At 52.7% G+C, this 14,378-nt stretch carries 13 protein-coding genes; all 13 read right to left on the bottom strand.

Translation table 11 applies throughout. The features are described from left to right. Nucleotides 1-89: 89 nt before the first annotated feature. Complete coding sequence (locus tag E2980_RS04645; protein WP_205699920.1) at nucleotides 90-1,580, bottom strand: AAA family ATPase; 1,491 nt, start codon at nucleotides 1,578-1,580, stop codon at nucleotides 90-92. A gap of 1 nt (nucleotide 1,581) precedes the next feature. Beyond that, nucleotides 1,582-2,118 carry a hypothetical protein gene (locus E2980_RS04640; protein WP_135150954.1) on the bottom strand — a complete coding sequence of 179 codons (537 nt, stop codon included), beginning with the start codon at nucleotides 2,116-2,118 and terminating at the stop codon, nucleotides 1,582-1,584. Nucleotides 2,119-2,297: 179 nt separating this feature from the next. Next, nucleotides 2,298-2,819, bottom strand: a complete 522-nt coding sequence (locus tag E2980_RS04635; protein ID WP_135150953.1) for a cell wall elongation regulator TseB-like domain-containing protein — start codon at nucleotides 2,817-2,819, stop codon at nucleotides 2,298-2,300. Next, nucleotides 2,816-4,081 (bottom strand): amidohydrolase, encoded by a 1,266-nt coding sequence (locus tag E2980_RS04630; protein ID WP_135151053.1) that lies wholly within the window; start codon nucleotides 4,079-4,081, stop codon nucleotides 2,816-2,818. The genes E2980_RS04635 and E2980_RS04630 overlap by 4 nt, the downstream gene beginning before the upstream one ends. Before the next feature lie 35 nt (nucleotides 4,082-4,116). Continuing rightward, nucleotides 4,117-4,773, bottom strand: a complete 657-nt coding sequence (locus tag E2980_RS04625; protein WP_135150952.1) for a redox-sensing transcriptional repressor Rex — start codon at nucleotides 4,771-4,773, stop codon at nucleotides 4,117-4,119. Next, entirely contained in the window at nucleotides 4,770-7,658 is a 2,889-nt protein-coding gene (gene dinG, locus E2980_RS04620) for an ATP-dependent DNA helicase DinG (RefSeq protein WP_135150951.1), read from the bottom strand. Before dinG ends, E2980_RS04625 begins: the two co-directional genes overlap by 4 nt. Nucleotides 7,659-7,723: 65 nt before the next feature. After that, nucleotides 7,724-8,359: a hypothetical protein gene (locus E2980_RS04615; RefSeq protein WP_135150950.1), complete on the bottom strand. Its 636-nt coding sequence runs from the start codon at nucleotides 8,357-8,359 to the stop codon at nucleotides 7,724-7,726. Between the two features lie 69 nt (nucleotides 8,360-8,428). Then, nucleotides 8,429-8,812, bottom strand: coding sequence for an aspartate 1-decarboxylase (gene panD, locus E2980_RS04610; RefSeq protein WP_135150949.1), 384 nt, complete (start codon nucleotides 8,810-8,812; stop codon nucleotides 8,429-8,431). After that, nucleotides 8,797-9,705, bottom strand: a complete 909-nt coding sequence (gene panC / locus E2980_RS04605) for a pantoate--beta-alanine ligase (RefSeq protein ID WP_135150948.1) — start codon at nucleotides 9,703-9,705, stop codon at nucleotides 8,797-8,799. Before panC ends, panD begins: the two co-directional genes overlap by 16 nt. Next, on the bottom strand, nucleotides 9,702-10,562 hold the full coding sequence (panB, locus tag E2980_RS04600) for a 3-methyl-2-oxobutanoate hydroxymethyltransferase (RefSeq protein WP_135150947.1): 861 nt from the start codon (nucleotides 10,560-10,562) through the stop codon (nucleotides 9,702-9,704). The genes panC and panB overlap by 4 nt, the downstream gene beginning before the upstream one ends. 263 nt (nucleotides 10,563-10,825) lie before the next feature. Further along, entirely contained in the window at nucleotides 10,826-11,809 is a 984-nt protein-coding gene (locus E2980_RS04595; protein WP_135150946.1) for a biotin--[acetyl-CoA-carboxylase] ligase, read from the bottom strand. Nucleotides 11,810-11,826: 17 nt separating this feature from the next. Continuing rightward, nucleotides 11,827-13,143: a CCA tRNA nucleotidyltransferase gene (locus tag E2980_RS04590; protein ID WP_135150945.1), complete on the bottom strand. Its 1,317-nt coding sequence runs from the start codon at nucleotides 13,141-13,143 to the stop codon at nucleotides 11,827-11,829. A gap of 40 nt (nucleotides 13,144-13,183) precedes the next feature. Next, nucleotides 13,184-14,347, bottom strand: coding sequence for an N-acetyl-alpha-D-glucosaminyl L-malate synthase BshA (gene bshA, locus E2980_RS04585; protein WP_135150944.1), 1,164 nt, complete (start codon nucleotides 14,345-14,347; stop codon nucleotides 13,184-13,186). Between the last annotated feature and the right edge of the window lie 31 nt (nucleotides 14,348-14,378).

The following is a 14,378-nucleotide window of genomic DNA, read 5'->3' as shown; positions in this document are numbered from 1 at the left end:
CACCAAGTTCAATGCTAACATATTTTTTGCGAGAATTCCTGATCAGAAAAAAGCCGACCGAAATTTCTCGATCGACCAGGTATTATTCCTTATGCCACATGCTGTCTAATGTGTTCTCGCAATTGCTTGCCGGATAAAGTCTCTTCACGAATAAGATGGCTTAGCAAATGGGTGAAGGTTTCCTTATGCTTGCCAAGCAACTCTCTAGTCCGGTTCGTCAGATCGTCCAAGATCTTAGCGTTTTCCTGCGACCATTGTTCTTGCGTCAACGCCTGCGGGTGGATGATCCCAAGAGTGGACATGCCCGACTCGATAAGCGTCCTAACGATATTTGTAGCCTGCTCGAAATCGCCTCTGGAGCCGGTACTGCGCCCGCCGTAGAAAATTTCTTCGGCCACCGCTCCGCCTAACGCAATCATGATTTGCTCCTCTAGCACCGTTTGAGTGTAGAGGTATCGATCCTGCTGAGGATGATGGCGAACGTAACCAAGTGCTTGACCGCGCGGCGTCAAAGACACCTGAGCTACGCTCTCCGGACGGACGTTTTCCGCTACAATGGCATGGCCAAGCTCATGGATTGCCACTCTTTCGCGCTCTTCGCTGTTCGTTTCGCGATCCATTCGCTCACCCATCATCACTTTATCGATCGCCTGCGTAAGATGCGAAGAGCTAAGCGTTTCCGCCTCGTCCCGCATCGCGTATATCGCGGCTTCGTTCATGACGCTCTCGAGCTGCGCCCCGGAGAATCCGAAGGTTTCTTCCGCAACTTTGACTAGTGAAACATCTTCGCCAATCGGTTTGTTTCGGGCATGCAGCCTCAAGATATGCTCTCTTCCCGACTTGTCAGGCAAATCCACCTGGATTTGTCTGTCGAAGCGTCCCGGTCGAAGCAGAGCCGGATCAAGCAACTCCTTGCGGTTCGTTGCCGCGATCAAGAGCACGCGCACGTTCTCGTCTCCTTGCACGCCGTCCATTTCGGTCAATAATTGATTTAGCGTTTGATCGTATTCCCGATGCATGCCGCCGTCTCTCTTGCCGCCGATGCCGTCGATTTCATCGATGAAGATGATCGCGCTGTCCCGCTTCAGCTTCAAGGCTTGCTGGCGCGCATCCTTGAATAGGTCGCGTATTCTTCCTGCGCCCACGCCGACGTACATTTCCACGAATTCACTGCCGGAAGCCGCAATGAAAGCCGAATGCGTGTATTGGGCCGCAGCCTTTGCCAGCAACGTTTTCCCCGTGCCCGGAGGTCCAGTCAACAGAATGCCTTTAAGCGGGCGAATGCCCAGCTTCTGAATTTTGTCGCGATAAACGAGGAAATCCAGCGCCTCCGTCAACTCCCGTTTCGGTTGATCCTGCCCTCCGATATCCTCGAAGGTGAGGTAATCGGGCTTTCGCGCAGCCGTTTTCTTGCCTGCAGTACCCATTGCTAGTCCGCCTCTGGAACGCGTGAACAGGAACACCGCGCCGAGCATGATCAGTCCCATGACCATGATAGAGGGCGGCAATCCGACATATAATAAGAAAACAAACAGGACAATGATCGCGCCGATCGCGATTTCTTTGCCGAAAGAACTTATTTTACGCATTAGGCCACACTCCTAACATTGCGGGCTGACGAGGCAGCACGACGAATTTCGCCGAATCGCCGTCCCGCATCGAGATATACACGTTTTCATCGTCCATGTCCGTCGTTACGGTTACGCCCGGGAATTGCTTGGACAAATTCGCCATCGCATCGCGGATACCGGAATATTTGCGATTTTCCATGGCCTCAGCCACATCGAATAGGGAATAACTCCATGCTTTCTCCAATCGCGGGCTCACCTTGGCCGAAGCCGACAGCTCGAGCTGCTTGCCGCCGATTTCGCTAGCGCCATCTTCTTTGATACGACGGTATATTTCACCCAAATCGGCATTCGGAGCTAGCTTCAAGTTTACTTTCACTTGTTCCGTCGACATCTCGATTTGCGCCGATTCAACGCCATCAATCGCGTTAGCCACTCGATCAAGCGGCTGTTCAACGCCGTAATGACGATAAGCAAACCATCCTCCGAATAAAAGAGCGGCCGTTAATGCCGCGGTTATCGTAATTGGCAGTATTTTAAGTTTGTTCATTCGGGCCGTTCCCCCTCTTAGTCTGTATGTTATAGTGTAATTTATCGGGACTGGTCAGTATTGGTCAATGGTCAATGAGTACATCTATGAGTATATCAGGTATTGATAGACGTTTCGCTAGACGATGAATGGTAAAACAACAAAAAAACGCCTAATCGGCGTTTTCTGCGACTTGGTTATTAGCTGGATAACACGTAGGTTTTGAGCATGCTCCCATTCTCGAAGGAATAGAAATCGAGCGATTGATATTCATTGCTATTCTCGTTCCAATAACGGATTTCCCACACCGGCCCACCATTGAACCAGCCAGGGATAATCCGAATCGGCGTCCCGTTATGCTCTTCGGAAAACTTCGCGAGCATTTGCTTCTCTGACATATTCTCGCTTAATTTCTTGCGTACAATCTCGTCCACGCGCTCGAATATCATCCAATTCTCACCGTCCGCATCCTTACCGGATACGACCCACACCGTCTCGTTCCATGTGTGGGTGACCGCTTCGTCGATTTCGGTCAAGCCGCCTTGCTCCTTAGCGATCCGAATCGCGTTTGTCTCGGAGTTGCGATATTCCGAGTCCGCAGACCGCACGTACAAGAAGAATGACACCGCGACGAACACGAAGAAGCCAGTCAGGACAATGAACCATCTTGCAAGCGAAAGGGACGGAATATTCCGCTTACCTTCACTTCGGCTAAGATTCATCCCCGTAACCTCTCGAAACAACGTTCCGCTTCCGCAAGTATTTTATCCTCGTCCAGCGTTAACAGTTTACCGTTGCGAAGCAATTGCTTACCGTCCACCCATACGTGGGCGACATCGGAGCCTCTTGCGGCATAAGCCAGATGAGAAACGTAATCCGTGCGAGGCGCAAAATGCGGTTTGTCGATGGAGAGAGCGATGAAATCCGCTTTCAATCCCGCTTTAAGCTGTCCCGTTACGCCGTCTAAACCGATTGAACGCGCGCCGTAAACAGTACCCATTCGAAGAGCCTCTGTTGCAGGGATCACGGTAGGATCGCCGGAGACGCCTTTGTGAAGCAATGCCGCCATGGAAATCTCTTGGAACAAATCGAGATTGTTATTGCTGGCGGCGCTATCCGTACCTAAGGATACCGTAACGCCGGCTTTCATCAGATCCGGAACGCGCGCGACTCCGCTTGCAAGCTTCAGGTTGCTGACCGGGTTATGGGAAACCGCGACTCCACGTTCCGCGAGCAATGAGATCTCCTCGTCAGTGAGGTGCACGGCGTGGGCGACAAGCGTCGGGCGCGTAAACATCCCCAAACGGTCGAGATGTTCTACCGGTCGGTACCCGTAATCCCTCACGTTCTGTTCCACTTCCGCGATCGTCTCCGACATATGGGTGTGCATCGGCAGATCAAGCTCATGAGCAGCTTCCACGAATTTCACGATGAAGTCCGGGGGACAAGTGTACGGAGCATGCGGCGAGATCATGACGCTGATCCGTCCGTCCGAGGCGCCGTGCCAGTCTCTCGCGAATTGGATCGCATCGGCTAGCTTGGCCTTCTGCACTTCCTCCGGACACAAGCCTATGACTCCTCTTGTCAAGCTTGCGCGCAACCCGGAGGATTGCGTCACCTCGGCAACCCGGTGCATATGGTCATACATGTCCACGAACGTCGTCGTTCCGCTCTTGATCATCTCGGCCGCTGCCAACGCCGAGCCCCAATAGACATCATCGCCAGTGAATTTCGCCTCCATAGGCCACATATGATTCTGCAACCAATCCTGCAGAGCGAGATCGTCCGCTAGTCCGCGAAGCAGTGACATGGCCGCATGGCCATGCGTATTCACCAGGCCGGGCATGAACAGGAGCCCGCTCCCATCCATCACCTCGGCAGCGCGCTTTAGCTCCTCCTCCGGCGCGTTTCCTTCTCCTAAACTATCGATCCGGCTGCCTTCTACCGCCATCCAGCCTTGAAATTTAGGTCGTTCTTCATCCATCGTAACGAAAAATCCGTTCTTAATTAATAAGCGACTCACAGAGCTCCGTCTCCTTCTTTAGATCCGTTAATAGTATCCATATAATAGGCTAAGCTAAGGAGCTCCGCCGTAAAATCGGCATTGTGGATGCGCACTCCCGGAGAAGCCTTTAGTACGACTGGCGCGAAATTCAATATCCCGCGTATGCCTGCGTCAACGAATTGTTCGGCAACGTTCTGGGCTTCGACCGCGGGAACCGTTATGATGCCGACCGAAATGTCCAATTGCTTCACCGATCGGGAAAGCTCCTGCATCGGTTGCACGGTCAGATGATTAATAAGCGTCCCCTTCTTGCTTTCGTCCGCGTCGAACACGGCGACTATCTTCATATTATCCTTGATGTACATGCTGTAATTGCATAACGCCCGGCCCAAATTTCCGGTCCCGACCAATGCTACGTTCATCATCTTGTCCAACTTGAGGATCTGACGGATTTTCTCGATCAGATAATCGACGTTATAACCGACGCCCTTTCTCCCGAACTCGCCGAAGTAGGCAAGATCCTTACGAATTTGCGCGGGATTCAGATCGAGCTTTTCCCCTAAGTCCTGAGAAGAAACCGTCTGTATATTGCTGAGGCTGAGCTCATTGAGAAAACGAAGATAGATCGGCAGCCTTCTTACGACCGCTTCGGATATTTTAATGGGCTTCATGGCGTTTCCCCCTCTTCTCCTGCAGCGACAGGTTGTAACCAGGAGCTTACACGGGCAGCCATAGCCGCTGTCGGCAAATGCTCCATCTTAGGACCCGGCAAGGAATACAGAAAATATTTGCCGTAATTCGTATCGATAACCCTTGTATCGTATAAAATAACGATTCCGCGATCGGTTGCCGTGCGGACGAGACGTCCAAAACCCTGCTTGAAGCGGATAACCGCTTGGGGAAGCGAGAGCTTCATGAACGGATTCTTGTTCTCCGCTTGAAGCTTCTCCGACTTCGCTTCCGCGACGGGATGGTTCGGCGGCTGAAACGGAAGACGGACGATGGCCAAGCAAGTCAGCGCGTCTCCCGGCAAGTCGATTCCTTCCCAAAAGCTGCTCGTTCCAAGCAATACGGAAGTGGGCTGCTTAACGAACTGCTGGGTTAACCGGCTCCGGCTGCCACCGTCTATGCCTTGCCCCAGCACTTGAATGCCGCTTGGTTCCAGAAGCTCCTTGAGCGGGCCGTATACGGTCTTAAGCATACGGTGGGACGTGAATAGCACCAGCATTCTGCCCCCGACCGTCTCGGCCATTTCACGCAACGAATCCGTTAATGCGTTCAAGAATACCGTTTCCCCATCCCTGCCCTTGATCGCCGGGAAATCCCTCGGAATTAGCACGAGCGCTTGCTCCCTGTAACGAAACGGAGACGGGAGCATCGCGGTCTTAAGCCGTCCGCCCTTCTCGGCCTCGTCCAAACCTAGCTGCTCGGTCACGTACTTGAAGGATTTATCGATCGTTAACGTTGCGGAAGTCATGATCACGCTGGCCTTGCGGTCGAATACGCCTTCCTTGAGCAATCCGCTTACGTCCGCTGGAACTCCGTAAACCCACACGGATCTGCCCCGATATTGCGAATGACCCTCTACCCAGTAGACGAATTCCGGCTTGCCCAGCGTCACGAACGACTGCGTATCCCCCCGTACGGATGCCAAATCCTTCAGCACGCCGCCCAGGTCGGTCAGTAATCCCTGCAAGCTTATTTCATCCGCATCCTCGCGAATCTCCAATGTCATCTTCTCCAGCGGACGTATGAAATCCGACAGAAGCTGGATGACGTTATTCCCGTCTACGGAGAGGCTATCCCATTGAGGAGGCAGTTCAGCAGGCTTGAGCCTCAATGTCAGGTTGCCGGTTTCATCCGCTGACGCCTGCGCGGCAAGCACGTTGTACAAAGCCTCCATCCAGCGCTCCCACGCTTCCCGGATCTCGTGGACTTTAGGAACGAGCAACTCCAGCTTCTCCGCCCAGACGGCCGATTCGGTCGAACCCAGCGAAGAGACCGAGTGGATGAGTTGAGGTAATATTCCCGTTCTAGCATCCTTCCACACGCGTTGGAGCGGAACGGCTAACGAAGAGTGGCCCGTCTTCTGGCCTAGGTGATGGCTGGCGACCTCTTCGAGGTGATGCGCCTCATCGACGACAAGGCGATCGTAAGCAGGAAGAAGCCGAGAATCCGCGCGCATGTCCGTGAATAACAATGCATGATTCGTAATGACGAGATCCGCTTTGCCCGCCTCTTGCCGCGCGCGGTGATAGAAGCATCTCTTGAACCAAGGGCAAGCGCGGTTCAGGCAAGAAGCCGCATCGCTGGACACGGCGTCCCATTCCTCCTTGTTGCGGCCGCCGACGTTCAGCTCCTCGGATTCTCCTCTTGTCGTCTCGCCTAGCCAAACCGTCATTCCGCCCCGGGTAACCGCTTCTTCCCGGCTGAAAGCGTGCTCGGGTATTTGCTGGCGGTTCTCGAATTTCCTAAGGCACAAATAATTGCTCCTGCCTTTGAACACCGCCGCCCGGAACGGCATCGGCAAGGACTTCTGAAGCAACGGCAAATCTCTTTCTCTTAGTTGCTCCTGAAGTTGTATCGTATGCGTGCTGACGACGACTTTTTTATCTTCCTTCAGACCATAATAGAGGGAAGGCAATAAGTAACCGAGCGATTTACCGGTTCCCGTACCCGCTTCGACCAACAGATGGGAATCGTCGTTAAGGGCGCCGAATACTTCCTTAAACATGATATCTTGCCCTTCACGTGCTTCATAGGATGGAAACATGGTCTTGAGATTACCTTGAACCGTATCCAAATATTGCTCAAAATCCAAGTCCTTAAGTACTGCGGCCGCTTCCGCTGCCTCGTCATCGCGAATCGATGGCGTTTCTTCTCCCCAGTCCCCGACGTTCATGGCGAATTGACGGAAATGGTGAACGCCGTCTTCGGTCAAGAACGGCTGCGTTTCCCTCCAAGCTACGGTATCCGCGATCAGCCAGCCAAGATCGTTACGGTCGGGATCGAACATGGCATTCAGCCGCTGCAAAGTGAACAAGGGAAGCGTTCGCAGCTTATTCACGCATAACAAGAAAAGCTCCGCGGTCGCTACGGCATCGCTATCCGCCTGATGCGGACGGTCGTGGTCGATTCCCAGTGTCTGAGTTAACGAAGATAACGAGTAAGAAGGCTGCGTAGGATACAACAATCGCGCAAGCTCCACGGTGTCCAGCATTCTTCCCGTGAATGGCAAATAGCCGCTCCGATCCAGGGCGGCTTGCAGGAATTGCGCATCGAACTCGACGTTGTGCCCCACCAGAATAACGTCCTGGAGCATAGGGACGATATCGTTCAGTATATCCTCAAGCTCGGGAGCGGCCATGACGTCCTCGTTCTTAATGCCGGTCAAGCGGGTTATTTCTTGCGGCACGGGCTTGGTTGGACGAACAAAGCTTGCATACGCGGAACAAACGGCACCCGCTTCGTCGATTAGCGCGAGTCCCGTTTGTATGATTTGATCTTTATCGGACGACATGCCCGTAGTTTCAAAATCGAGCACGGCAAATTTCATTCCAGACTTCCTTTCCTTCCGGCACGCACGGAACTGCTGATAACGGCTATGATTAATAATGAGGATCAGACCTGTACTAATGTTTGTAATTCCGCGCTGCCGAATTGTAGCTGCAACTGGCTGTTGCCTTGTCGGACTGCTTCCAAATTCAACTTCGGATCGGAGAAGCCGGGATCGGCCTCCAACGCTTTTAGAAAGTAACTTTGCGCCTGATCCAGGTGCGCGTAGATCGCTTGGATACAGCCGAGCGCATTTAATGCGATCGCCTGCAGCCTGCTCTCCTCGGTAATGGAGGCAATCAATTGAAAATGCCGTTGCGCTTCATTCCACTGTTGCAAATGCATGCGGGACATCGCCAGAAACATGCGTGCGCATAAGAAGTCAGGGTAAGAGGCAATGGCTTCCTCCAATTGCTCGGAGGCATGGTTGAACATGTGAAGCTTGAAATAACCTTGCCCTTTGACAAAAGAACCCAGGAATTTCTGCGGTTCGGGAGCGTGGGCGGTTTGTTGCTGGAGGTCGCGATACACGCTCATCTTGTCTTCGAACTGGAGCCATGATTCAATAATATCATCACTTAGCGTTTTGAGCATGCCCCATTGTTGCTGCAGCGCATTTTTTTCTTCGCCGGACGCGTGCGGGAATCGTAAGATGAGATTGTCGAGTACGTCGTTCATTGTCGCGAACCATTGTCGGATCATGATCGTTCCCCCCTTGTGCAGTGAAACTGTACTGCTCATTCTGCGTTTCAAGGAGGTGTTTCATACGCGTTACAAAACGGTCGAATGCGGCTCTTCCGCCAACAATTTAACAACTTGATTGCGTTCATCCAATATGGCTACTTTTGGGCGATGCTTACGCGCTTCTTCATCGGACATCAAACCGTAATTAATGATAATGACCAGGTCGCCGGGTTGAACGAGCCTTGCTGCGGCCCCGTTTAAGCAGATTACGCCGGAGCCTCTAGTTCCGGGAATCGCATAGGTTTCGAATCTTGCGCCGTTATTATTATTGACGATCTGGACTTTCTCATCGGGCAAAATATCGACCAGTTCTAGCAAATCCTGGTCAATCGTAATGCTTCCGACGTAATTCAGATTTGCTTCCGTCACCGTCGCGCGATGTATTTTGGCTTTCATCATTTGGCGAAACATAGATCAGCACCTACTTCCGATGGATTAAGCAGCTTATTGTCGATCAGGCGTGTTTTCCCGTATCGAACGGCTACCGCTACTAATAAGGAAACATCTATCTCCTTCAGCGGCAGTTCGCCGTTCGGGGGAGTCAACTCAGGGTATGTCAGAATATCCACGTAATCGATGTCCGCAAGCGGAAAAAATTCGATTTCCGCTTTCAAGCGAGCGATGATCTGCGTTGCGGTCATGCCCTCCATTATCCATTCCTCGACTTGCGAAAGGGACTTGGACAACTGAAGCGCTTGCGTTCTTTCCTCGGCTCCCAAATAAACGTTGCGCGAACTAAGCGCCAATCCATCCTTTTCGCGCAGAATCGGGCATGGCACGATTTCCACGGGCAGGTTCAGGTCCTGTACCATTCTGGTTACGACGGCAACCTGCTGGGCATCCTTCATTCCGAAATACGCTCGGTCCGGCTGGACAATGTTAAATAGCTTCGCCACGACCGTGGCAACCCCATCAAAGTGGCCTGGTCGGCTAGCCCCGCATAAACTGTCGGTCACTTCCGCTACGGTGACGGTTGTTACCCGCGACTGCGGATACATTTCTTGAACGCTCGGCAGAAATACGATATCCGTGCCAGCTTCGGTGGCGACCCGAATATCCCTTTCTTCGTCCCGAGGATATTTATCCAAGTCCTCCCCGGGCCCGAACTGGATAGGATTAACGAATATGCTCAGCACGGTCAAGCCATTATCGGAAACGGATTTGCGCAAGAGACTGGCATGGCCATCATGAAGATAACCCATTGTCGGGACGAAGCCCACCTTTTGGTCATAAGAACTCCTGCGTCTATAAGCGGAGATTTCTTGTCTTAATTCGGCGATGGTACGGATGATTATCGGCTTCATTTACCTTCTCCCCCGTATAACTTCGTTACATTCTGCGAAGCGGACTGATCCAGCGGGAAGGAATGCTTTTCCTCGGGAAAAGCTTTTGTTCTCACTTCGTCCACGTATTCGGTTATGGCGCTTCTGATCGTATCGCCGATATTCGCGTAACTTTTGACCATTTTTTTGTCGCGGATACCGGAACCGTAACGGAGTATATCATGGTAGACGAGTACTTGCCCATCGCAACCGCGTCCCGCCCCGATCCCGATCGTCGGGATGCTTATGGAGTGCGTCACAGCGGCTGCCAGCTCCTCCGTAACAAGCTCCAGCACAACGCCGAATGCTCCGGCCTGTTCAAGCGCCTTGGCGTCCTGAAGCAACTTCTCGGCCTCTTCGCTGCTTTTCCCTTGAACCCGATATCCGCCGATCTGATGAACCGATTGCGGAGTAAGTCCGATATGTCCGAGAACGGGAATTCCCGCGGAAGTGAGCAGGCGGATTTCATCGGACAATTCCGCGCCGCCCTCGAGCTTCACCGCGTGCGCGCCGCCTTCCTGCATGAGTCTGGCCGCATTGCGCAGGGTAGCTTCAGGTCCAAGACGATAAGTCGCGAACGGCATATCCGTTACGATCATCGTGTTCGGAGCTCCGCGCACGACCGCGCGGGTATGGTAAATCATATCTTCAAGCTTCACGGGAACCGTCGTATCGTATCCGAGCACCACGTTGCCTAATGAATCTCCGACCAGAATCATGTCCACGCCGGCTTCCTCGGACAGCATAGCCGACGGATGATCGTACGCGGTCAGCATGGCTATTGGTTTCTTCTGAGCCTTCATGGCTTTGAGTTTCGGTAAGGTCAAGGCTTGTTTCATGGGATATCCTCCTATGGGATACAGGATATAACAACAAAAAAACCCATTTGCCCATGAGCAAAAAAGGTCGCCATTCAACATAGAACGTCCTTCACGTCCTTCTGTCTCGGTCCTTTCGGCTCAGAGCAGAATCCGCCGCGAATCATTGACGGTAGTGGATTACTGTTGCTTCGTGCTTTGCTTTTATCGTTTGGACAAGTGCGGTTCGCTTCGTCAGCGATACCACCTTGCACAGAGATTATAACAGAAATCACGATCAACGTCTATGAACCGACAACCCGATCGCCGACTTCCGCGGAATAGATAGTACGAGAGCTTCCGTCCGCTAATTCAACCTTCAATCCGCCCATATCGTCCAATCCTCGAGGCACGCCTAGAATGGGGCCTTGCGGAGTATGCAGCGTCGTTTCCTTGTTCAAGGTTACCGAATGAGCTTCCCATAAGGAACGGATCGGAGCGAAGCCCTGCTCCAAATACAGTTCGTATAATCGTTCGAACTCCTCAAGTATGCTTGCGATCAGATCGCTTCGGTTTAACGCGTTACCCGAGGCCATTTTTAACGAAACGGCTTTGGTTAGCAGATCTTCAGGGTAATCCTCCGCGTCGAGATTCACCGATATTCCCATTCCGACGACCACGTAGCGCAATCTTTCGTCTTCCGCCGCGGATTCTAACAAGATTCCGCTGATTTTCTTCCCATTCACGAGCAGGTCGTTAGGCCACTTGATTCCGATCGTCACGGGTACTTCGCGAATAATGGCACGACTTAGCGCAACTGCCGCGAGCAAGGTCAATTGCGGCGTTAACGGGAGGGGGACGGGCGGACGAAGAAGAAGGCTCATCCATATCCCCTTGCCAGCCGGAGATACCCATGAACGCCCCATGCGCCCGCGACCGTTCGTTTGTTGCTCGGCTATAACGAGCGTGCCCTCCGGTGCTCCCTGCTCCGCTAACCGGCGCATCTCATCCTGCGTCGAGGGCACTACGTCGAGCAAATGCAGCTGGCGACCGAACCGCTTCGTATTCAGCTTAGGTAATAACTCATGAACGGATAAGCGGGACGGCTTCCCTTGAAGCCGATAACCCAATCTCGGGACGGCTTCGATATGATAACCTTCGGCCTCTAGCTTACGTACCTGCTTCCAGACCGCCGTACGGCTCACGTTCAGCTTCCGGCTGATTTCTTCTCCCGATACGTATTCGCCTGCTTCCGCTTCTAGCAGATGCAGCAGATTCTCCTTGCCCATTCCTCTTCACCGCCCAGTTATCTCTGATTGCCTATGCTTTCTTTCGCCGCCCATAGCAGTGAGCCTTTATCATTTGGAATACCCCCCAGAGCGACCTCTTCAAGAAGCTGCTGCAGCAGCGCAGCAATCCACGGCCCGGGTGATCGTCCAAGATAGCTGCAGAGCTCGTCCCCTTTAACAGCGAGCTCCTGGACCGAGGTCACCGATAGCTCGTTCAACCATAGCGTCTTCTCTTTCGCTGACGAGTCCGGATCGCAAACCTCGTTCACCGTTAGCCAATCCTCGGCGATCGACCGTCCGTAAGCTAAGACGGTACGGATCCATCCCACTCTAAGCGAATGGTCGTCATAGTAGCCGAGTTTCTCGTTAAAACCCGCGACTCCCGCTATGCGGGCTGCCCTTCGCCCGCTTATGCGCAGCGTTCGGCACAAGGCCGTGCAGTCCTCTTCGCTCATTCCAATCCCGGCTATCAATGCAGCCCATCTGAGATCGGCATCCGATATAAGCGGAAGCTGGAGCATGTTACCCATCGTGCCTTCATCAGTCGCAGCCGTTCCCCAAACATCCCATTCCCACGGAAGCTCATTGAACCTATAACGTTCCGCTGCCTGTTGAAAAGAATCGGGTAAAGGCTCTTTCACGTTCACGAGCAATCCGCTCTTGAATAGGTAATGACAGGCTTGTTCGGGCCCGCTGCCCGCCATCATTTTGTCCCATTCCGCGCTAACGCGTTCGAGCGCTACTTGCTTCAGCTTGGAACGATGCTTGACGATACTCTGCCAGACATCGGGCAGCAAGACAAATTCGAATTCGGCGGCAAAACGGATGGCTCTCAGCATTCTTAACGCATCTTCGCCGAAGCGTTCCGAGGCATCTCCGACGCAGTCCACGACTCCCGCGCGCAAGGCATCTTGCCCTCCGAACGGGTCGACAATCTCTCCATCCACTCCGATAGCCATCGCGTTAAAGGTAAAATCGCGTCTCGCCAGATCCTCTCTGACATCCAGCACGAAAGAAATTTGGTCGGGTCTCCTCGCATCGGTGTAGCCAGTTTCTTGACGGAACGTCGTTATCTCGAAGGAACGTCCGTTTTCCATGACCGTTACCGTGCCATGCTTCAATCCGGTCGGCAAGGTGCGCGAGAACAAAGCCATTACCTCTTCTGGCGTTGCCGAGGTGGCGATATCGATATCGTGGAGGCTGCGGCCTAACATCCGGTCTCTGACGCAGCCTCCGACCAGATAAGCTCTATAACCGCTTTGCTCCAGTCTTCCGATAATGTTCATGCCTTCCGCCCAGATGTTATCGTCTTGACTTTTTACAGTGTCCATCATTAAACGCCTACCTCCCGTACCGTGATCGATTCACGCCTATTTACACATTGCACATAGGAACAGGAGTAGCCAGAGGCATTCCGAGAACGCGATAGTAGATTTCTTCGTATTGGGCGGTAATGAGCTTGTCGTCGAATACGCAATGCGCGCGCTGAAGGCAGGCTTCCCTGAACTCCGCACTCAGTTTTTCGTTGGTCAAAAGCTTCAATGCATTATCCGCCATATCGTCAGTGTTCCCAATAGGAGACAGAAATCCAGTGATGCCATGCTGGACAAGCTCTGGAATGCCTCCGGCAATTGAACCGATCGTCGGAACTCCGCAAGCCATCGCTTCCAACGCGACCAATCCGAAGCTTTCCTTCTCCGATGGGAGCAGCATCAAGTCCGCAATGGAAATCACCTGCGCCACATCGTCCTGCTTACCCAAGAAATGAACGCGATGCGTTAATCCCATCGCCTGAATTTTCGATTGTATTTTTGGCAAATCCGGACCTTCTCCGACGAGCACAAGCTTCGCTGGAGTCTTGGCATTAACTTTGGCGAATATATCTACCACGTCCGACGTCCGTTTCACGGGCCGAAAGTTGGAAATATGCATGAGCACTTTTTCATGAGGATCCGCATAGTCCGCGCGCAGGCCGATACATTCGCGAGGATAATAAATTCGTTTGTCCACGAAATTGTAGGTGAGATCGATCGGCTCTTGAATATCGAGCAGCTCGCGGGTTTCCTTGATCAGATCCCGGCTAACCGCCGTGACCGCATCGCTCTTGCGGATGCCGAGCCGGATTATGTCCTTCAACGTCTCATCTTGCGCCAATACCGTGATGTCCGTTCCGTGAAGAGTCGTGACGACCTTCAGGTTATCCCCGGCCATTTGCTTCGCTAATATCGCGCAGATCGCATGAGGAACGGCATAATGTACATGAAGCAAATCCAGATTCTGCAGCTTGGCGACCTGATTCATTTTACTGGCTAGAGACAGATCATATGGAGGATAACGAAACACGTAATAATCGGATACTTCGACTTCATGATAGAAGATATTTCGATGGAATTTCCCTAGACGGAACGGCATGCTATGCGTAATAAAATGGATTTCATGGCCTTTCTCTGCCAATAGTTTTCCTAACTCCGTCGCAACGACTCCTGAACCTCCAAGCGAAGGGTAACAGGTAATGCCGATTTTAAGCGGACGATTCATGTCGATTCCTCCCTTCCCCTTGATTATATTC

Origin of the sequence: Cohnella luojiensis (assembly GCF_004564235.1) — a bacterium.
Taxonomy (GTDB): Bacteria; Bacillota; Bacilli; order Paenibacillales; family Paenibacillaceae; genus Cohnella; species Cohnella luojiensis.
This window is presented reverse-complemented; position numbering and strand designations above follow the sequence as displayed.